The sequence below is a fragment of the Enterobacter sp. FUJ80071 genome, assembly GCF_038739915.1.
Taxonomy (GTDB): Bacteria; Pseudomonadota; Gammaproteobacteria; order Enterobacterales; family Enterobacteriaceae; genus Enterobacter; species Enterobacter kobei.
Map to the genome: position 1 here is coordinate 1,720,083 of NZ_JBBXKH010000001.1, position 19,947 is coordinate 1,740,029.

Sequence of the window (19,947 nt, forward strand, 5' to 3'; positions counted from 1 at the left end):
GCACCAGAAGTACTGACAGATGTTGCACTGCTGTGTGTAGAATCAGAACATAACCTCCACAGGGAGGTAAATATAAAACCAATTTCGTACAGCTAATTTCAATCTAGCTTTTACGAAGTTTAAAGCAAGTGTTAATCATGTAACAATATGTAAAAATCAATATTAATTTGTGAGTATTGGCTGTTTTGAATGTTGTTATTTGATATGAAAGTTGTACATATAAATAGGTGTGCACAGATTTTAAAAATCATACAAATTTTATTAACTGATTGATTTTATGTCTTAATTTTTATTTTGGAGACGTTAAGCTTTGGTATGAGTAACTGATACTTTCTAAGCCATTATGTTCTCCTCTCTCTGGCTTAAGAAAACACGTCCTGTGACACGTGATGAACAAAATGCCATCCTGCCGTTACGCTTAAACAACGCGGAGGGAAGCGTGGGCAGGCTTGTCGTCGTTGTACGACACAACGCGCATAAATATTCTATAAAAAATTAAACCAGCCTGTGTAATGTGTATTTTTTCTGCAAATTACGACTTTGTGGTGACCTGATAAATAAAAATAAGCCACGCGGGTGAGATATTTAAAATGTTTCAGCGGACATACTCTTCACCGTAACGACGCGTTAACAAAAAAACGAGTCGTTTAACACGAAATACGAACAGGGTGTTTTCAGGTAGCCGGGTCCAGGGTGACAACATGAAAAACACATCGTTATTTTTGATGTTTACATTACTGGGTGTGCCTGGATTTGTAACCGCGGCTAATACTGATTTGGCGAATGCTGAATATAATTTTGCGGTTAATGAATTAAGTCGTTCATCATTAAATCAGGCAGCCATTATTGGTCAACAGGGCGTATTTAATGACGCTCAGATTCGCCAGGAAGGGTCGAAACTCTTGTCAGTCGTTTCCCAGGATGGTGCAGGCAACAGAGCGAGAGTTGATCAATCAGGGACTTACAATATTGCCTGGATCGATCAGAGCGGTAACGGGAACGATGCAGGTATTACGCAAGATGGATATGGTAACAGTGCAAAAATTATCCAGAAAGGGTCGGGTAATAGAGCAAATATTACGCAGTACGGTACGCAGAAAACCGCAGTTGTAGTGCAGAAACAGTCGCAGATGGCAATTCGCGTTATTCAACGCTAGTTATTTCGCGACGACTTTAATCAATCCGATGGGGGTTTACCATGAAATTTATCAAAGTGGCAGCACTTGCAGCAATCGTAGTTTCTGGTAGTGCTATGGCTGGTATGATTAACCAGGGCGGATGGGGTCATGGACATGGTCATGGCGGATACGGTGGCCCAAATTCAACCCTGAATATTTACCAGAATGGTGGCGGTAACTCCGCGCTGGCCCTGCAGACTGATGCCAGAAATTCAGTTCTGAATATTAGCCAGACCGGTGGTGGTAACGGCGCTGACGTTGGCCAGGGGTCTGACGACAGTAGCATTAACCTGACCCAGAACGGATTTGGCAACAGTGCGACACTTGATCAGTGGAACAGTAAAGATTCCGTGATGAATGTCAGCCAGTACGGTGGCCTTAACGGCGCACTGGTAGACCAGACGGCGTCTAACTCCACCGTCAACGTTACCCAGATTGGCTTTGGTAACCACGCGACAGCTCATCAGTACTGATACTGACATCTGTGCTACAAAAAACAGGGCTGATGCCCTGTTTTTTTTCGGGAGTTAATTATGAATACCTTAATTCTCCTCGCCGCGCTGTCGAGCCAGATAACCTTTCAAACCTCACAGCAGGGCAATATGACCACCATTATTCCGCAGGTCACGTTGACGGAATCGTGTGATTGTCAGGTCCAGATTGTTTCTTTGCGCGAAGGGCAGAGTGGACAAAGTTCATCCCGCCAGCAAAACACACTTTTTATCCCCGCTAATCAGGCGATTGATTTAATGCGCTTGAGTTTAAATATCTCTGCGGGAGACACGGTAACGATCGTGGTAACCGTCACTGATGGAAAAGCACTTCATTTATCACAACAGTGGTCGCCTGGAGGGCGCGCGCTCTAATCATTCATAATATCAATATGTTGCGAAGGTGGCGGGTCTGTGCCGTTGAGCTATGCTGTTATCAGGAACTGTGTCGTAATGTTCCGTAACGTGACACTTCGTTAACATAATGAAGCGCGTTTGCCCCTCATGGACGATTTTCATTGAGGAGTACCTATCGTGACCCACAATTTTGCACATCTTATTTCAGGTTTGGGCCTGCTCGTTTCTGCCTTTATCGTTCCTGCACATTCGGCCACTTTTGCGGAAGGGGGCGTCATTCACTTTCGCGGTGCAATCGTTGCTGACCCGTGTGAAGTTACGCAGCAACATCGGCAGCTGGCGGTATCGTGCCCGGATAAAAACCGTATGCAAACCCGTATGGTCAGTTACGACGATGCGCTGAACGGCATGACGACACCTTCCAGCCTGGCGACAGTGGATATGAAATACCTTAATCCTGAAAAAACGCTCGCAGTGGTTCAGATCCAGTACCGCTAATTCGTGTTTTACCGCCGATCGTTTTTCTCAATAACCCCTCTGCGATACACTTAAGAAAAAGGCGGGTAGCAGAGGGCTTTTATGAAACCGCAAATTGAAGTGATTCATGGCGATATTACGACCCAGCATGTCGATGTCATCGTCAATGCGGCCAATCCTTCCCTGATGGGGGGAGGCGGGGTTGACGGTGCTATTCACCGCGCTGCCGGACCGCAGCTGCTGGAAGCCTGTAAAATCGTGCGTCAGCAACAGGGCGAATGCCCGCCGGGCCATGCGGTGATTACGCTTGCGGGCAACCTTCCGGCCAAAGCGGTGATTCACGCCGTTGGCCCAGTATGGCAGGGCGGCGACCACCATGAAGCGAGTCTGCTGGAAGAGGCATACCGAAACTGCCTACGGCTTGCCGCCGACAACGGATACAAAACGATGGCGTTTCCGGCAATTAGTACCGGCGTGTATGGTTATCCTAAGGCGGCAGCGGCGACCATCGCGGTAGAAACCGTTTACCGCTACCTGTCGCTGAAACCGCTGCCAGAGAAGGTGACCTTTGTCTGTTTTGATGAAGACACCCTGCATCTGTATCAGCGGTTGTTGGCGCAGCGCAGACAAGCGTTGGAGAGTTGAAACAAACGTGGCGCACCGTCAGTGCGCCACGCTGCTCAGGCAGTTTTCGTCTGGGGCTTGCCTGAAAACAGGAAACGCAGGAGAGGGATCCGCAGATGGATCTCGTAGAGCACGATCGCCACGCCCACTACAAACACCAGTCCGGTAAAGAAGCCCAGCGTGTTAGAGGCGATATGCGGCGTGATGTAAGCCCCGAAGAACAGCGTCAACGGGTGATGCACCAGATAGATAAACAGTGAAGCATTGACGAAGTAGGTCACGCGGCTGGACTTAAAGTTCAGCAAGCGGTGGCCGAGTGCGAACACCACATTCACCATCCACAAGCCCAGCAGCATAGTGATCACGCTTTCCGTTTCATACATCCAGGCGTCGCCGCTACCGTAGCGCTGGTTCAGCAGATAGGCCGCAAACGCGAAGGCGGCACCCACTGCGCACCACGGTGACGGTGTGGTAAACAAGGCTTTAAGCTTCGGATAAATAAACGCCAGTGCGCCAATTAAAAAGAACGGAATGTAGAACAGCGACTGCATCACCACAAAATTAAACAACCCGTCGCTCAGTATCGGTGGGTAGACGATAAACAGAGTGCGTCTCACGGCGGCATAAGCAACGCCAAGCAGCAAAAAGAGCACCGACAGTTTGCCCAGCGTGACGTTGGCGAAGAAGGCGTCAGCGGTCGTGCTTAAATGACGGCGCAGACGGCTAAAGATCACCAGGCTGACCGTGGTCAGTACCACCAGTACCAGCAGGAACCAGAGGTGAGACACCAGTTCCCAGACCAGCGTATTGTATTTTTCATACAGCGTAAGATTCGGCCAGTTCTCTGCTTTGCCTTTAACATACTGCAGCATAATGAACTGCGGCAGCGTCAGCAGCGGGATGGCGGTCAACATAGGAATACCCACGCGCTCTACGCGGACTTTCCACCAGCGCTTCAGCGGATAGCGTAAAAAAAGCATGTAGGAGAAATAGCCTGAAATGACAAAAAACACCTGCATACGGAAGGCGTGAATAAAGTCATTAAACAGCGTGAGCCACCAGGACGGCATCTGGCTATTAACATGCCACGTGTGGCTGGAGTAAATCAGTGAAATGTGAAAGGGGATCCCCAATAGCATCAGCCATGCCCGGATCGAGTCGAGGAAATATTCACGTTCTGTTGGTGATGTGCTCATATAACTTTGTGCATTCTCAGACTTTTCGTCTTATCCCTAAGACTCATAATGGTTACATTCGACGCCAACCCTACACCAAGACCGACACACTGTCTCCAGGATAAGCACGCAAAGTGAATCGCGGGTTCTTTCATTTGCTTAATCCATGAGCCAGTAGCTGAACAAAGCAGTGATTATGTTGTCGGATTGCCTGAGTTTCCATTAAAATGGATCGGATCGATATAAGCACACAAAGGGGGAAGTGCTTACTTATTATGAAACATAAACCACAGATGATGAAAATGCGTTGGGTGGGTGCTGCAGTCGTGTTATCACTGTATACCTCATCGGCACTGGCCTTTAACATCGACGATGTCGCAAAACAGGCAAAATCGATGGCAGGCAAGAGCTACGAAGCGCCGAAAAGTAACTTGCCCTCCGTTTTCCGCGACATGAAGTATGCGGACTATCAGCAGATTCAGTTCAATCACGATAAAGCGTACTGGAACAACATTAAAACCCCGTTCAAGCTTGAATTTTATCATCAGGGTATGTACTTCGACACGCCTGTTGCCATCAATGAAGTGACGGCGACCGCGGTACGTAAGATCAAGTACAGCCCGGATTACTTCAATTTTGGCAATGTGCAACACGACAAAGATACGGTGAAAGACCTGGGCTTCGCAGGATTCAAGGTGCTTTACCCGATTAACAGCAAAGATAAAAACGACGAAATCGTCAGCATGCTTGGCGCCAGCTACTTCCGCGTGATTGGCGCGGGGCAGGTGTACGGGCTTTCTGCGCGTGGTCTGGCCATTGATACCGCGCTGCCATCAGGGGAAGAGTTTCCGCGTTTCCGCGAGTTCTGGATTGAACGTCCAAAACCAACGGACAAACGTCTGACTATTTATGCGCTGCTGGACTCTCCGCGCGCAACCGGTGCCTATCGCTTTGTGATTATGCCGGGTCGTGACACGGTCGTTGACGTGCAGTCTAAAGTCTATCTGCGTGACAAAGTGGGCAAACTGGGCGTTGCGCCGCTGACCAGTATGTTCCTGTTTGGGCCAAACCAGCCGTCGCCGGCAACCAACTTCCGCCCGGAACTGCATGACTCCAATGGTCTGTCTATTCATGCCGGTAACGGTGAGTGGATCTGGCGTCCGCTGAATAATCCGAAACATCTGGCAGTAAGCAGCTTTGCGATGGAAAACCCGCAGGGCTTTGGCCTGCTGCAGCGTGGCCGTCAGTTCTCTCGCTTTGAAGATTTGGACGATCGTTATGACCTGCGTCCAAGCGCCTGGGTTACGCCGAAAGGCGACTGGGGTAAAGGCAAGGTAGAGCTGGTTGAAATTCCAACCAACGATGAAACCAACGATAACATCGTCGCTTACTGGACGCCGGATCAACTCCCGGAAGCCGGGAAAGAGATGAACTTCAAGTACACCATTACCTTCAGCCGCGACGAAGATAAGCTGCATGCGCCGGATAACGCGTATGTGATGCAGACTCGCCGCTCAACAGGTGATGTGAAGCAGTCTAACCTTATCCGTCAGCCTGACGGTACCGTGGCGTTTGTCGTGGACTTCACAGGCCAGGATATGAAGAAACTGTCTCCGGATACGGCGGTGTCGGCTCAGGCCAGCATTGGTGATAACGGTGAAATCGTTGAAAACACGGTGCGTTACAATCCGGTAACCAAAGGCTGGCGTCTGACCCTGCGCGTGAAAGTGAAAGATCCGAAACAGACCACTGAAATGCGTGCTGCGCTGGTCAGTGACGATCAGCCGCTGAGTGAAACCTGGAGCTATCAGCTACCTGCCAATGAATAATACATCTGAATATATTGATGCCATGCCGCTGACGGATATCGAAAAAGCGGCGCTGCCTAAGAGCGACATCCGCGCGGTTCACACCGCGCTGGATGGTGAACATCGTCAGTTTTCCCGTGATGATGATACGCCGCTGGGGTCAGTAAAAGCGCGTCTGGAGCAGGCATGGCCAGACTCGCTGGCAGAAGGGCAGTTGATTAAAGACGACGAAGGACGCGATCAGCTTCAGGCGATGCCGAAGGCGACGCGTTCCTCTATGTTCCCCGATCCATGGCGCACCAACCCGGTTGGCCGCTTCTGGGATCGCCTGCGTGGGCGTGATGTGACGCCGCGCTATCTGTCACGCCTGACGAAAGAAGAGCAGGCCTCTGAGCAGAAATGGCGTACCGTGGGGACTATTCGCCGTTACATCCTGCTGCTTCTGACGCTGGCACAAACGGTTGTCGCGACCTGGTACATGAAAACCATTCTGCCTTACCAGGGCTGGGCGTTTATTAACCCAACGGACATGATGGGCCAGGATCTCTGGGTCTCCTTCATGCAGCTACTGCCTTATATCCTGCAAAGCGGCATCCTCCTGCTGTTTGCGGTTCTGTTCTGCTGGGTTTCGGCCGGTTTCTGGACCGCGCTAATGGGCTTCCTGCAATTGCTGATGGGGCGGGACAAATACAGCATTTCAGCGTCAACGGTCGGGGATGAACCCCTCAATCCTGAGCATCGTACCGCGCTGATCATGCCTATTTGTAACGAAGACGTTGACCGCGTATTTGCGGGCCTGCGTGCGACCTGGGAGTCCGTCAAGGCGACCGGCAACGCGGCGCATTTCGACGTCTATATTCTGAGCGACAGTTACAACCCGGATATCTGCGTTGCAGAACAAAAAGCGTGGATGGAGCTGATTGCAGAAGTACAGGGCGAAGGTCAGATCTTCTACCGTCGTCGTCGCCGTCGTGTGAAGCGTAAAAGCGGTAACATCGATGACTTCTGCCGTCGCTGGGGTAACCAGTACAGCTACATGGTGGTGCTGGATGCGGACTCCGTCATGAGCGGTGACTGCCTGAGCGGTCTGGTGCGTCTGATGGAAGCCAACCCGAACGCGGGGATCATTCAGTCTTCGCCAAAAGCGTCCGGTATGGACACGCTTTATGCGCGCTGCCAGCAGTTTGCCACCCGTGTTTACGGGCCGCTGTTTACTGCCGGTCTGCACTTCTGGCAGTTGGGTGAATCGCACTACTGGGGTCACAACGCCATTATTCGCGTGAAGCCGTTCATTGAACACTGTGCGCTGGCGCCGCTGCCGGGTGAGGGTTCGTTTGCCGGTTCTATTCTGTCGCATGACTTCGTGGAAGCTGCGCTGATGCGTCGTGCGGGCTGGGGCGTCTGGATTGCCTACGACCTCCCGGGATCGTACGAAGAGCTGCCGCCGAACCTGCTGGATGAGCTCAAGCGTGACCGCCGCTGGTGTCACGGCAACCTGATGAACTTCCGCCTGTTCCTTGTCAAAGGGATGCACCCGGTTCACCGCGCGGTGTTCCTGACGGGCGTGATGTCTTATCTCTCTGCACCGCTGTGGTTCATGTTCCTTGCGCTCTCTACTGCATTGCAGGTCGTCCATGCTTTGACGGAGCCGCAATACTTCCTGCAACCGCGCCAGCTGTTCCCGGTGTGGCCGCAGTGGCGTCCGGAGCTGGCAATTGCGCTGTTTGCGTCTACCATGGTGCTGCTGTTCCTGCCTAAGCTGCTCAGTATCATCCTGATCTGGTGCAAAGGTTCGAAAGAGTACGGCGGTTTCTTCCGCGTGACCCTTTCACTGCTGCTGGAAGTGCTGTTCTCCGTGCTGCTGGCACCGGTGCGTATGCTGTTCCACACCGTGTTTGTGGTCAGTGCGTTCCTGGGCTGGGAAGTGGTCTGGAACTCACCGCAGCGTGATGACGACTCCACGCCGTGGGGCGAAGCCTTCATGCGTCACGGTTCTCAGTTGCTGCTGGGTCTGGTGTGGGCGGCGGGCATGGCCTGGCTGGATCTGCGCTTCCTGTTCTGGCTGGCGCCGATTGTCTTCTCGCTGATCCTGTCGCCGTTCGTCTCTGTGATCTCCAGCCGTTCAACGGTGGGACTGCGGACTAAACGCTGGAAACTGTTCCTGATCCCGGAAGAGTACTCCCCGCCGAAGGTGCTGGTGGATACCGATACCTATCTGGAGCAGAACCGCAATCGCACGCTGGATGATGGCTTTATGCACGCCGTGTTTAACCCGTCATTTAACGCCCTGGCAACAGCCATGGCGACGGCGCGTCACCGTGCAAGTCATGTGCTGGAGATTGCCCGCGATCGTCACGTTGAGCAGGCGCTTAACGAGACGCCGGAAAAACTCAACCGCGACCGTCGCCTGGTGCTGCTGAGCGATCCGGTCACGATGGCAAGGCTTCACTATCGCGTATGGTCCGCTCCGGAAAAGTATTCTTCGTGGGTGAACTACTACAAAGACGTGAAGCTGAATCCGCTTGCACTGAAGGCGAAGTAAGTTGTTAACCAGGGCGGGTAAGCGTAGCGCCACCCGCCAGATAAAAATACCGGCTTAATCGCCGGTATTTTTTTAGAGGTAACTTATGAGAATAATCATCGTCGTCCTGATGGCATGCCTGCTTAGCGGCTGCGGCAGCATCATCAGCCGCACTATTCCAGGGCAGGGCCATGGGAATCAGTATTACCCGGGTGTGAAATGGGATGTGCGTGATTCCGCGTGGCGCTACCTGACCGTGCTCGATCTGCCGTTTTCGCTGATTTTCGACACGCTGTTGCTGCCCATCGATGCCAGCCATGGCCCGTACGAGTAGCGTAAATCAACGCTCGTCCCACTCATCGGCTGCGGTTTGACCTTCTTCCGTATCCAGCGGGGGTTCGAGCTGAAATTCGCCCTCATCCCACTCGTGCAGGGTGTTCTCTTCCAGCCACTCCTGCCGTAACTCGATTTCGTCATAATCACCATCAAAGACGGCCTGCGCGCCTTCACCGCTCAGGACCGGCAAACATTCCCCTTCTTCACCTTCATCAGCAAAGAATTCGGCCTGCCACATAATATCCCCGTCCTGCAGAACGTATTTTTGGATATTAAGTTGTTGCACGTCAGCATCTTCTTCCTCAACACCGGGATTGTCGGCGAGGAACTCTTCGCGAGCGGCATCAATAGCTTCTTCCAGCGTGGCGTACATGGTCATTGGTGTCTCCCTGTTTTCCAGAAGGTTTCAGGGAAAGAATAGCTGAAGATCGGATTCTGCAAGTATGAATGCGAAAATAAGCCGTCAGGCTTTCGCCTTATTCTGTCGTGGGGCGTAACGCGCGGGATAAACTCAACCACGAATACATCGCGTTGAACAACACCACGCCCGCCGTCACGATAAAGACGGCGCGAAAACCAAAGCTGGCGGATATAGCTGCACCGAGAAGCAGTCCGGTCACGTTACCAATATCGCGAAATGACTGGTTATAGCTAAAAATACGCCCCGCAATCTGGTTCGTGGAGTTGTAAACCAGCAGGGTCTGTACGGCGGGCAGTAACGCCCCGTCGGCGGCGCCCAGTAAAAAGCGCAGAACCCCCAGTTGCCACGGAGAGTGCACCATCGACATGGGGACAAGCAGCAGGACGGAGATCACCAGCGCGCAGATCAGAATTTTTTCCGGGCCTACCCGATCCCCCAGCTTGCCCAGCCTCGGGGCGCTAAGCAGCGCCGCCACGCCGGGCACGGAGGCAATGAGCCCGCTGATAAAGGCGATGTTACTGACATCACCCGCCAGATCACGCACGTAGAGCGTCAGAATTGGCGCAATCGAGCCGGTAGCGACCTGAATAATCATTGTCGTGACGAACAGGCTCAGCAGCAGTCTGGGATTCTTAAGCGAGGTCAGCACGTCTCTGGCATGGAGCATCTCTTTTTTGGCGACAGGCGTGAAGTTCTCACGGATACAGAGCAGAGTGACGATAAAGCACAGGAACAGCACGCTGGCGGTGATGAAAAAGACCGGGCGCAGGCCGTAATTATCCGCCAGCAGTCCTCCGGCCAGTGGCCCCAGCAAGGCGCCACTTACGCCACCGGTGGAGAGCGTCCCAAGCGCCCAGCCGCTCTTATGGCGCGGAATTTGCGTGGCAATCAGGGCATTCGCATTGGGAATAAATCCGCCCAGTAAACCCAGCAATGCCCGCAATACCAGGAACTGCCAGACGTTTTGCGCGACCCCCATCAGCGCCATGATGATGGCCATCCCCAGCGCAGAACGTAGGAGCATAATTTTTCGGCCCTTGCGATCGGCAAGGCCACCCCAGAATGGTGAGGCAATCGCGGAGAAGAGAAACGTAATGCTGAAGACCAGTCCAGACCATATATTGAGCGCGCTGTGGCCCGTCACGCCCAGTTGTTCGACGTAGAGCGGCAGGAAAGGCATAACCAGGCTGAACGCCGCACCGGTAAGAAAACAGCCAAGCCACGCAACCGTGAGGTTACGTTTCCAGTTTATGGGGGAATCTGAGGGTGACATAACATTCCGCATAATGAGGTGCTGAGCACCTGAGGCATAAAGTAATAAGCCTGCTAATTATGCGCCTGGGTTATGATTGCCGCAATGCGGAAGCGCTTTTAAAGCTAAAACAGGAGGCGGCCCGAATGGGGCCGCATGAGGATCAATAGCGGGACGGTGTGCCCTGTGGTCGCGTTTTAAAGCGGCGATGCAGCCACATATACTGCTCAGGGGCCAGCATGATGCACTTCTCTACAACGCTGTTCATCCAGCGCGCGGTGGTTTCTGCATCGTCTAACGGCGGCGCGAGCTCCGGTTCGAGCATCATCAGCTCGTAGCCTGAGCCATCCGGCATACGGCGGGGCACAAAGGGGACGATGGCGGCTTTGGACATCCGTGCCAGCATCCAGGTGCCGGTGGTGGTGGCCGCCTCTTCAACGGCGAAGAACGGCACAAATACGCTCGACTGCGGACCGTAGTCGTGGTCGGGAGCATACCAGACCACTTCACCGGATTTAAGGGCGCGGATCATGCCCTTCAGATCCTTACGGTCGATCATGCTTTTATTGGAGCGCATACGGCCGTTGGTCTGGATGAGATCGATAACCGGGTTGTCGTTTGGACGATAAACACCGATGCCGGGCGCCTGCATGCCAAACATCCGCGCCCCGATCTCCAGCGTCAGAAAATGAACCCCGATCAGCAGAACGCCGGTCTGGTTAGCCTGAAGCGTATGCACGGGCTCCATGCCGGTTCCCGTCACTTTGCTCCAGCGCGCCATGCGCTTATCTGACCAGAACCACGCCATACCGGTTTCCATGAGCCCCATACCGACGGATTCGAAATTCTTCGTGACCATATCGTGGCGCTCTGCCTCGCTCATCTGCGGGAAGCACAGCTCAAGATTTCGGTACGCGATGCGCGCCCGACGCTTCATGAACGTTAGCGCGATTCGGCCTAACGATTTACCTAACCGGAAGATAACAGGGTAGGGAAGCTGTACCAGTAGCCATAAAAAGCCAATGCCAAGCCAGGTCATCCAATAGCGAGGGTGCAAAAGGGCGACGGTAAATTTGGGTAACTGGGTCATGTCTTTCCTGTGTTCAAACGTCCTGTTTCGCTATTGTCGCATTTTTTGAGACGTTGCCAAAATATCTGCCAACGAAACCTGTACGACGAGAGCAATTGTTAAACCTGATTAATCAGGGTGTGTGAAATGTAGCGTAAATTGTGTGGATGTAAATTGGTTTTGTTTGCTATATGATGCCGACCGATTTTTCATTCTCTCTAACGATTCCAGGACTGTACACCATGCCAGTGTTACACAACCGCGTGTCGAATGAGATGTTAAGAGCGCGTATGTTGGCTGAAACCGAACCGCGCACAACCATCTCTTTCTATAAATACTTCACGATCGACGATCCGCAGGCGACCCGCGATGCGCTTTATCAGGCTTTCACAGCCCTGAACGTTTTCGGGCGCGTCTACCTTGCCCGCGAAGGCATCAACGCGCAGATTAGCGTACCGGAAAGCAAAGTCAGCGCTTTCCGCGAGTGTCTTTATCGCTTCGACCCCGCTCTCGACGGCTTACGCCTGAACATTGCCCTGGACGATGACGGGAAATCCTTCTGGGTGCTGCGCATGAAGGTGCGTGAACGCATAGTGGCGGACGGTATTGACGATCCTGAATTTAACCCGGCGAACGTCGGTGAATATCTGAAGGCCGCGGAAGTGAATGCGATGCTGGACGATCCGGATGCCGTGTTCATTGATATGCGTAACCACTATGAATACGAAGTGGGGCATTTCGAGAACGCGATGGAAATCCCGGCCGATACCTTCCGCGAGCAACTGCCCAAAGCGGTTGAGATGATGCAGGAGCATAAAGATAAAAAAATCGTTATGTACTGCACCGGCGGCATCCGCTGTGAGAAAGCCAGTGCCTGGATGAAGCATAACGGCTTTAATAAGGTCTGGCATATTGAAGGCGGCATTATCGAGTACGCCCGCCGCGCGCGCGAGCAGGGTTTACCGGTGCGTTTTATCGGGAAAAACTTTGTCTTTGACGAGCGTATGGGTGAGCGTATCTCGGAAGACGTTATTGCCCAGTGCCACCAGTGCGGTGCGCCGTGCGATACCCATACCAACTGTAAAAACGACGGTTGCCATCTGCTGTTCATCCAGTGCCCTGCCTGTGCCGAGAAGTTTAACGGTTGCTGCAGTGAACTGTGCAGTGAAGAGAGTATTCTGCCGGAAGAAGAGCAGCGTCGGCGTCGTGCGGGACGAGAAAACGGCAATAAGATTTTTAATAAATCACGCGGCCGTCTGAATACCAAACTGGGTATTCCCGACCCGGAATGATAATAACGCCCGGCAGGCGAGATCCTGCCGGGCGAATCTATTATGACTTCTGCTGCACACCTTCAACAGAAATAACCAGCTCAACATCCTGAGACGCCGGACCCAAATCCGTTGTGATATTAAAATCTTTCAGGTGAATTTTTCCTGCCGCTTCAAAACCTGCGCGTTTACCCCCCCACGGATCGTCACCCTGGCCGATCAATTTTGCATCAAGAGTCACGGGTTTCGTAACGCCATTCAGGGTAAGATTACCGGTAATATTCAACTTATCACCGTCTTTTTTCACGTCCGTAGAGGTGAAAGTCGCTTTCGGGAATTTAGTGACGTTCAGGAACTCTGCGCTGCGCAGGTGTTTATCGCGCTCAGCATGATTGGTGTCAACGCTGTTGGTATTAATGGTCACATTGACTTTATCCGCCGCAGGATTTTTCTCGTCAAAGGTGAATGTGCCGTCAAAATCTTTAAAGGTGCCGTACAGCCAGCTGTATCCCAGATGCTGGATACGAAAATTGACGAACGCGTGCTGGCCCTCTTTATCAATTTTATAATCCGCCGCCACGGCGGAACCGGTGGTGAATAACAGAGAGCCCAGTGCGATACCCAGCAGGTGTTTTTTCATTTTATACTCCAGAGTCAATTGACGAGCGGCCAAGCATGCGCTTGAGCGTATCGTCTTTATCAATAAAGTGGTGTTTAAGGGCGGCAAGCCCGTGCAGCACGGACAGGATCACCACGCTCCAGGCAAGCCAGAGGTGGACCACCCCCGCCGTGTCGGCCTGAACCCCAGCATCACTGAGCGTTGCTGGCACCTCGAATAGACCAAAAACGCTGATCGGCTTGCCGTCTGCCGTCGAAATGAGATAGCCGCTGATCAGAATGGCGAAGAGCAGCGCATAAAGCGCAATATGCGCGGCGACAGCACTGAAACGGGTCAATTTACTGTGGGTCTTCGGTGCTGCAGGGGGCGGAGAGATATGTCGCCATATCACGCGGAAAATCAGCCCCAGCATCAGCAAAACGCCGATGCTTTTATGCAACTCCGGCGCCTGGTGATACCAGCCGTCGTAATAGCTGAGCGTGACCATCCAGAGTCCAAGTCCGAACATGCCATAGACGGCAATGGCAAATATCCAGTGCAAACTTATGGATATTATTCCGTAGCGCCGGGAGGAGTTACGCAATTGCATCAGAATGTCCATTTTCAAATTAACCGAAACGTAAAAATGAACGGGAAGGCAAGATATTGCAACTGAAATAAGAGTATATGGATTTTTATTTTATTTATTTCAGCAATTTTGAAAAGGAACCGCAAAGGTAATTCAAAGGCTTCGTGCAAGGCGCAATAAGCAGGGGGAAAGAGATTAAATAAACATAAAGTAACGTCAATAAATGTCAGTCAACGCTTTCAATAAAATACAATGTAAATAAAATCAACGATCGCAAGTAGTGCCCACAGTAAGATATAGAGCATAAAATGTTCGCGAATATTATTGACGAGAAAACTCACGATCCTGCGCATAATGCCCCATGATTCACCGTAAAGAAAACGGGCCCCGAACTGTCCGGAGCCCATAGCGATTATCCGTTAAAACGCGCGAGTGAGAAGGGCGTCAGATCAAACTGAGGCGTGATACCCTGAGCAAATTGCGCGGCGATTTCACCCAGCACGGAAGCGAACTTAAATCCGTGTCCGCTCAGCCCGGTAATGAGCAGGGTGTTGTCATGTCCTGGCAGCGTATCAATGATAAAGTCTTCATCCGGCGTGTTGTCGTAGGTGCAGGCCGCGCCGTAGAGCAGGCCACCCACGCCCGGGAGAATATGGCGCAGGAACGAGAAGGCTTCTGAACCATCCTGCGGACAAGCACCAAACGGTTTACGCTCGTCAGGTGAGGAGATAACTTCCCCCCCGTTGTGTTTTCCAATCTTGAGCGCGTCTTTTTCGGAAGGGAAACCGTAGAACTGATCGCCATTGGGCAACTCGCCGGTGAACGCCGGGAATTTATTCTGGGCACTGTAGCGACCATCCGACTGGAACCACGAAAAGACCTTACGCACGGGCTGGATCGGCAGGTCTGGCAGCAGGCGGGTGACCCAGGTTCCTGCGCTGATAAGCAAACGAGACGCCGAATATTCACCATCCAGAGTCGTTACCGTCACGCCATCTGCGTTATGCGTGATGGCCTCCACCGGACAGTTAAACAGCTGCGCACAGCCCGCTTTGGCGGCAAGGTCGATCCAGGTTTTGATGGCGGTTTCACAGTGCAACACCCCGGAGTTGGCTTCAAAGAGGCCAATATAATCGTCCGGGACGGTAATTTCTGGCCAGCGCGCGGTGATAGCCGGCGCGTCCAGCTTCTCAACCTCCAGATTAAAGGCCTTTGCGCTGCGTTCCACATTAGCCAGAAATTCCGAACGGGCCGGGCCAAGATTGATGACGCCCGTACGTTCGAAAATGCGCTCTTCAGTCTCTTTAGCCAGCGCGTCCCACAGCGTCTGGGCACGAAGCACCAGCGGAACATAGCGTTCCCCCTCTCCATAGGCATGGCGAATGAGACGCGTGTCGCCGTGGTGGCTACCTTCGCTATGGGGCGGCAGGTGAGAGTCAATCATCAGGACATTGAGTCCTGCCTGTGTCGCGTAATACCCGGCGGCCGATCCTACGGAGCCACTGCCAATAATGATTAGGTCATATCTCATATGCATCTCGTCACGTACGTTTTTTTTAGCAGAGTAATTAACAAAGCGGGTGCAAACAAGCGGGAAATAAATAAGGCACCGCGTGGGTGCCTGTTGAAAGAAAAGTGAGCATTCGGTTAGTGCCGTTTATACTCATTTTCCTGATAGTCGCCAGATTCTATTTTTGCAATTCCTGCCTCTAAAATAGAAATAAACTGACGGGCGACGTCTGTCGTAAGCCACAGCGTCTGTCCAACTTCCGCTTCTTCACGGTTCAGCTGATTTGGGGTCTGGTAGTGCAAACGCAGCATCAGTGCATCGTAGCTGTCTACGGTACTGATATCCCAGCCAACGAGTGGGTGGGTCTGGATGACTTCGCTATTCTTTTCCATTATAACCCCCATAATGCGTGTTAGAAGACAACGACTTCGAGGTTCAATGCATGTTTTTCTGAAAGCAACTTCAGTATACAAGTAATAAGGGTTCCTAAGGGAAAAATAAACAGCTAGCAACACATTTTTCTGCTTTTTAGGATTGTTCGAGCAATAAAACACCATCTTGTTCACGATTTTTAAAGAAGTTGCCGAATTATTTTGAACTTTCTGGAATTTCAGGCAAAAAAAAGCCGGGGCGACCCGGCAAAAAACACAATGAGGGAGCAGTGTTAATCTGTGATGAACCAGTCGTCAGCGCTCTCCCACGTTTCCTGCAGGATTTCGCTGATGCGATCTTTATCTTCTTTTGCACCGCCAATGACGGAAAGGTTGTTCGCCGCGGCGTAACGAACAGTGACGGCGCCTGCATTGTCGGGGAAGGTGTTATGAATACGACGGGATAATTCGCCTGCCAGTGCGTCAAGCGCGCCAGCAGGCAGAACGGTAGTTTTGGCTATGGTGACTTCAATACGCATAAATGCCCCCTGTGTAATATACTGTTTATTTATACAGGCATATTGTCCATTTGACAACAAGGGGCGTTGATTATTTAGCGTTTTACCGTCCAGTTGACGGTTTCGCCTGCCAGGAAGGGGATCAGCGTATCATCCGTCAGCGCAATGGACGCCTCCACCTGGCTCGCTTTGCGCTCGAGTTCAATGAAAGTGTCATTGACCGGCAGGCCGTAAAAACGCGGGCCGTTGAGGGAGCAGAACGCTTCGAAATGTTCCAGCGCGTCCATCTCTTCAAATACCGTTGCATAGCTGGCAAGGGCCGTAGGGGCGTTGAAACAGCCAGCGCAGCCGCAGCTCGCCTCTTTACGATGGCGGGCGTGAGGCGCGGAGTCTGTGCCGAGGAAAGCGCGTGAGAAACCGCTGGCAACCAGTTCGCGCAGCGCCTGCTGGTGAACGTTGCGCTTAAGGATCGGCAGGCAGTACAGGTGAGGGCGTACCCCGCCTACCAGCATGTGGTTACGGTTAAACATCAGATGCTGTGGGGTGATGGTGGCGGCAATCAACTCGTTGCCGTCACGCACATACTCTGCGGCGTCTTTGGTGGTGATATGTTCAAAGACCACTTTAAGCGCAGGCAGGCGCTGACGCAGCGGTTCCATCACGGTCTCGATAAAGCGGGCTTCACGGTCGAAGATATCAATCTCGGCATGCGTGACTTCGCCGTGTACCAGCAACGGCATGCCCAGTTTCTGCATGCGTTCCAGCACCGGCATGATGGCATCAATGCTGGTGACGCCGTGGCTGGAGTTGGTGGTGGCGTTTGCAGGATAGAGTTTCGCCGCCGTAAAAACGCCTTCGTTAAAGCCGCGCTCAACTTCGTCCGGATCGAGAGAATCGGTCAGATAGCAGGTCATCAGCGGGGTGAAATTATGTCCAGCCGGGACGGCATCCAGAATGCGCTGGCGGTAGGCAATCGCGGCATCGACGGTGGTGACTGGCGGAACCAGGTTTGGCATGACAATCGCGCGGCCATAAATTTCACTGGTATAAGGCACGACGGTTTTCAGCATATCGCCATCGCGCAGATGGATATGCCAGTCGTCAGGGCGGCGGATTTTAAGAACCTGGGGTTGTGCAGTCATGGAAGCTCCGGCTTGTCAGGAATCAGTCATAAGGATGGCTGTTTTTGCCGGACACAAATCATAAGCGGAAACGTTTTCGTTTGCACACTTTTCCGTAAAAAAAAGGGCGCCGCAGCGCCCTTCAGGTTAATCGGTGAAAGGAATGATGATTTCTCCCGGTTTCACCTCTATCCCTTTTGCGTATTTTTTCGCAAGGGCTTCACCCTTACTTTTGTCTTCGCTTAAGACATACGCCGGTTGCTGATTGAAATAGTTACGCAGCGACTGGTTCAGATAGGGCATCAGGGTTTGCAGAACCGGTGCCATCTTGTCCGGTGAAACCTGCGCATCGACCACTTCCATCTCCTGCAGGAAAATCGCGCCCTTCTCTTTGTTGAAAACCGGAAGTGCCTTCAGCTTGAGCTTGATGTTGGCTTTCTGGTTGCCAAAAAGGGAGGTCATATCAAGGCTGGCATCCCCGGCGAGGGTGACTTTATTGGGCTCTTCACGACCAATCTGACTGGTGAGATTGGTGAGAATGATATGCGCATCGGCAAGGCCTGGCACACCAATGTCTTTGGAGAAATTGTTATGTTTTTCCAGCGCCTGATTAATTTCCTGTTCACTGACGGTGTATTGCGTAAGCTGATTGCAGCCCACCAGCAGGCCGCTAACGATAAATGCGGCGGCAATGACAATTTTCTTCATGGTGTTCCTCAACGAAAAATCGGCGCTTCTGTCCTGTAGCGTCAGTATGTCAGTGTGAAATGGCAGAAACCAGCAGAAAATACTGAGAAGTGAGGCGGGAGAGTTCTCCCGCCAACGAGAAGGATTATGCGCCGGGCTCGAGCATACCGCTCGCGCTGCGCTTCTGGCTGAACTGCCACCAGAGGGCCAGTAACGTCATAAAGCCCACTGCGCCGAGCATCATCCACGGCAGTTCCGGTTGATTCAGCGCTTTACCGGCATCGAACAGCCAGCCGCCGCCGGTGTAGCCTAACGCGCCACCAAAGGCCAGACCGAGTCGGCTGAAGCCCATATAGCTGCCGCGGGCACGCGCGTCCGCAAGCGAGGCGCTCAGCGTTTCCCGGGCGGGCTCGGCGATGATGGAGCCGATATAGAAGGTGCAAATCAGCGTAAACAGCTGCTGGAGCGAGCTCACCAGACCGATCGGCATCATGCTCAGCGTCATCAGAAACAGCCCGGCCATCAGGCGATGTTCCAGGCGAAAACGCCGTTCGCTCCAGCGGGCGATGGGGTAGAGCAGCGTCAGTGACAGGCAGGCTTCAATGGCGTACATCCATTTAACGGCAGCAGGCGTGCCCGCAATATCGTTTACCATGATCGGCAGCATCAGCATCACCTGCACGGCCAGCATGTAATACCCGGTCAGGGTCAATACGTAGGTGACAAAACGCTTGTCGCGAAGCACGCGACCTAGCCCTTCGCGCACCGGCGCTTTTACCGTCGACAGTTTCCAGGCGGGAAGATAGAGACCGTTAAACAGCGCGCACAGAATAAAGAGTACCGCCCCGGCCGCACAGACCAGACGGAAATCGTACTGCAGCAGCCAGCTTCCCAGCAATGCGCCAACCACCGCGCCGGCACTGTCCTGCATCATCAGAATGGAGAAGAAACGCCCCCGGTGCTGCGGGCGAATCAGCTTCACCACCAGCGCGGTACGGGGCGGGTCAAACAGCGTGCCGCCGATACCTGAGAGGAAGCAGGAGAACCAGAGCAGCCAGGGCTCGTGGGCAACGGCCATCGTGGCAAAGCCTGCCGCGCGGAGCAGCATACCGGTCACGATCATCGGTTTAGCGCCAAAGCGGTCAGCGATCGCGCCGCCAAAGACGCCCAGACCCTGCTGGACAAACTGACGCAGTCCCAGGGCAATACCGACCATTACCGCCGCCCAGCCCATTTGATCGACAAAGCGGATCGAGATGAGAGGGAATACGACAAAAAAGCCGAGCACGACCAGCATGTTATCGACTAACAGGAAATATTTACCCAGGCTCCTCGCCTGTGATACGCGGGACATTTTCCCTCCAGGGAAAATAAGAAGGTGAGCACGCTAACATTCTGCGGTGTCGCCACTTTTTTTCCCACCCCTGGACGCGACAATATTTTTTTATCAAAAGGGTGCTTTGATAGAGAGTTTTCATTGAAAAAGGTGAAAAGAGGTGAAAATGGTATGTCACTGTTTTCACAGACGGCACGGGCGCAGGTATAGTAAAGCTAATGGGCAAGCTGAAGTGAC

22 protein-coding genes are annotated in these 19,947 nt (G+C 52.7%); 9 read left to right on the forward strand and 13 right to left on the reverse strand.

Annotation, left to right across the window (positions count from 1 at the left end; all coding sequences use genetic code 11):
- Positions 1-701 precede the first annotated feature (701 nt).
- From csgB to ymdB, 5 genes are all read left to right on the forward strand, one after another.
- Positions 702-1,157: a curli minor subunit CsgB gene (csgB, locus tag AAER43_RS08190; RefSeq protein ID WP_014883335.1), complete on the forward strand. Its 456-nt coding sequence runs from the start codon at positions 702-704 to the stop codon at positions 1,155-1,157.
- A 41-nt stretch (positions 1,158-1,198) separates the two neighbouring features.
- Positions 1,199-1,651 (forward strand): curli major subunit CsgA, encoded by a 453-nt coding sequence (csgA, locus tag AAER43_RS08195; protein WP_014883336.1) that lies wholly within the window; start codon positions 1,199-1,201, stop codon positions 1,649-1,651.
- Positions 1,652-1,711: 60 nt separating this feature from the next.
- Positions 1,712-2,044, forward strand: a complete 333-nt coding sequence (gene csgC / locus AAER43_RS08200; protein ID WP_023337081.1) for a curli assembly chaperone CsgC — start codon at positions 1,712-1,714, stop codon at positions 2,042-2,044.
- A 159-nt stretch (positions 2,045-2,203) separates the two neighbouring features.
- Positions 2,204-2,524, forward strand: a complete 321-nt coding sequence (locus tag AAER43_RS08205) for a hypothetical protein (RefSeq protein ID WP_014883338.1) — start codon at positions 2,204-2,206, stop codon at positions 2,522-2,524.
- A gap of 81 nt (positions 2,525-2,605) precedes the next feature.
- Entirely contained in the window at positions 2,606-3,148 is a 543-nt protein-coding gene (gene ymdB, locus AAER43_RS08210) for an O-acetyl-ADP-ribose deacetylase (RefSeq protein ID WP_014883339.1), read from the forward strand.
- A gap of 35 nt (positions 3,149-3,183) precedes the next feature.
- On the opposite strand, the gene mdoC is transcribed toward ymdB, so the two are convergent.
- The gene (gene mdoC / locus AAER43_RS08215; protein WP_023337083.1) at positions 3,184-4,323 is read right to left on the reverse strand and encodes a glucans biosynthesis protein MdoC; all 1,140 of its coding nucleotides are present in this window, start codon (positions 4,321-4,323) and stop codon (positions 3,184-3,186) included.
- 254 nt (positions 4,324-4,577) lie between these two features.
- On the opposite strand from mdoC, the gene mdoG reads away from it, so the two are divergent.
- The 3 genes from mdoG (at position 4,578) to AAER43_RS08230 (ending at position 8,965) form a co-directional block, all read left to right on the forward strand.
- A complete protein-coding gene (gene mdoG, locus AAER43_RS08220; protein ID WP_032628846.1) occupies positions 4,578-6,131 on the forward strand; it encodes a glucans biosynthesis protein MdoG in 1,554 nt (517 codons plus the stop codon).
- Positions 6,124-8,652, forward strand: coding sequence for a glucans biosynthesis glucosyltransferase MdoH (gene mdoH / locus AAER43_RS08225; RefSeq protein ID WP_023338244.1), 2,529 nt, complete (start codon positions 6,124-6,126; stop codon positions 8,650-8,652). Before mdoG ends, mdoH begins: the two co-directional genes overlap by 8 nt.
- An 85-nt stretch (positions 8,653-8,737) precedes the next feature.
- A complete protein-coding gene (locus AAER43_RS08230; RefSeq protein ID WP_014883343.1) occupies positions 8,738-8,965 on the forward strand; it encodes a YceK/YidQ family lipoprotein in 228 nt (75 codons plus the stop codon).
- A 6-nt stretch (positions 8,966-8,971) separates the two neighbouring features.
- Here AAER43_RS08230 and AAER43_RS08235 read toward each other — a convergent pair whose 3' ends face one another.
- From AAER43_RS08235 to AAER43_RS08245, 3 genes are all read right to left on the reverse strand, one after another.
- Complete coding sequence (locus AAER43_RS08235) at positions 8,972-9,346, reverse strand: MysB family protein (RefSeq protein ID WP_008500834.1); 375 nt, start codon at positions 9,344-9,346, stop codon at positions 8,972-8,974.
- A gap of 97 nt (positions 9,347-9,443) precedes the next feature.
- Positions 9,444-10,661: a multidrug efflux MFS transporter MdtG gene (gene mdtG / locus AAER43_RS08240; protein ID WP_050862544.1), complete on the reverse strand. Its 1,218-nt coding sequence runs from the start codon at positions 10,659-10,661 to the stop codon at positions 9,444-9,446.
- A 142-nt stretch (positions 10,662-10,803) separates the two neighbouring features.
- A complete protein-coding gene (locus tag AAER43_RS08245) occupies positions 10,804-11,730 on the reverse strand; it encodes a Kdo(2)-lipid IV(A) acyltransferase (protein ID WP_023332678.1) in 927 nt (308 codons plus the stop codon).
- Positions 11,731-11,951: 221 nt separating this feature from the next.
- Between AAER43_RS08245 and AAER43_RS08250 the strand changes: the two genes are divergently transcribed.
- Positions 11,952-13,001 (forward strand): rhodanese-related sulfurtransferase, encoded by a 1,050-nt coding sequence (locus tag AAER43_RS08250; protein WP_014883346.1) that lies wholly within the window; start codon positions 11,952-11,954, stop codon positions 12,999-13,001.
- A gap of 40 nt (positions 13,002-13,041) precedes the next feature.
- On the opposite strand, the gene AAER43_RS08255 is transcribed toward AAER43_RS08250, so the two are convergent.
- The 9 genes from AAER43_RS08255 to mdtH all read right to left on the reverse strand — a co-directional run bounded on the left by AAER43_RS08255 (position 13,042) and on the right by mdtH (position 19,728).
- On the reverse strand, positions 13,042-13,620 hold the full coding sequence (locus AAER43_RS08255) for a YceI family protein (RefSeq protein ID WP_014883347.1): 579 nt from the start codon (positions 13,618-13,620) through the stop codon (positions 13,042-13,044).
- 1 nt (position 13,621) lies between these two features.
- Positions 13,622-14,188 (reverse strand): cytochrome b, encoded by a 567-nt coding sequence (locus AAER43_RS08260; RefSeq protein WP_045135501.1) that lies wholly within the window; start codon positions 14,186-14,188, stop codon positions 13,622-13,624.
- A gap of 218 nt (positions 14,189-14,406) precedes the next feature.
- A complete protein-coding gene (locus AAER43_RS08265; protein WP_014883349.1) occupies positions 14,407-14,520 on the reverse strand; it encodes a YceO family protein in 114 nt (37 codons plus the stop codon).
- A gap of 59 nt (positions 14,521-14,579) precedes the next feature.
- Positions 14,580-15,698, reverse strand: coding sequence for an N-methyl-L-tryptophan oxidase (solA, locus tag AAER43_RS08270; RefSeq protein WP_342701868.1), 1,119 nt, complete (start codon positions 15,696-15,698; stop codon positions 14,580-14,582).
- A 116-nt stretch (positions 15,699-15,814) separates the two neighbouring features.
- The gene (gene bssS, locus AAER43_RS08275; protein ID WP_008500827.1) at positions 15,815-16,069 is read right to left on the reverse strand and encodes a biofilm formation regulator BssS; all 255 of its coding nucleotides are present in this window, start codon (positions 16,067-16,069) and stop codon (positions 15,815-15,817) included.
- Between the two features lie 272 nt (positions 16,070-16,341).
- Positions 16,342-16,587: a DNA damage-inducible protein I gene (gene dinI, locus AAER43_RS08280; protein ID WP_014883351.1), complete on the reverse strand. Its 246-nt coding sequence runs from the start codon at positions 16,585-16,587 to the stop codon at positions 16,342-16,344.
- Positions 16,588-16,661: 74 nt separating this feature from the next.
- Positions 16,662-17,708 carry a dihydroorotase gene (gene pyrC, locus AAER43_RS08285; protein WP_047027497.1) on the reverse strand — a complete coding sequence of 349 codons (1,047 nt, stop codon included), beginning with the start codon at positions 17,706-17,708 and terminating at the stop codon, positions 16,662-16,664.
- Positions 17,709-17,834: 126 nt separating this feature from the next.
- Positions 17,835-18,395 (reverse strand): lipoprotein, encoded by a 561-nt coding sequence (locus AAER43_RS08290; protein WP_014883353.1) that lies wholly within the window; start codon positions 18,393-18,395, stop codon positions 17,835-17,837.
- Between the two features lie 124 nt (positions 18,396-18,519).
- Positions 18,520-19,728, reverse strand: a complete 1,209-nt coding sequence (gene mdtH / locus AAER43_RS08295) for a multidrug efflux MFS transporter MdtH (RefSeq protein WP_014883354.1) — start codon at positions 19,726-19,728, stop codon at positions 18,520-18,522.
- Between the last annotated feature and the right edge of the window lie 219 nt (positions 19,729-19,947).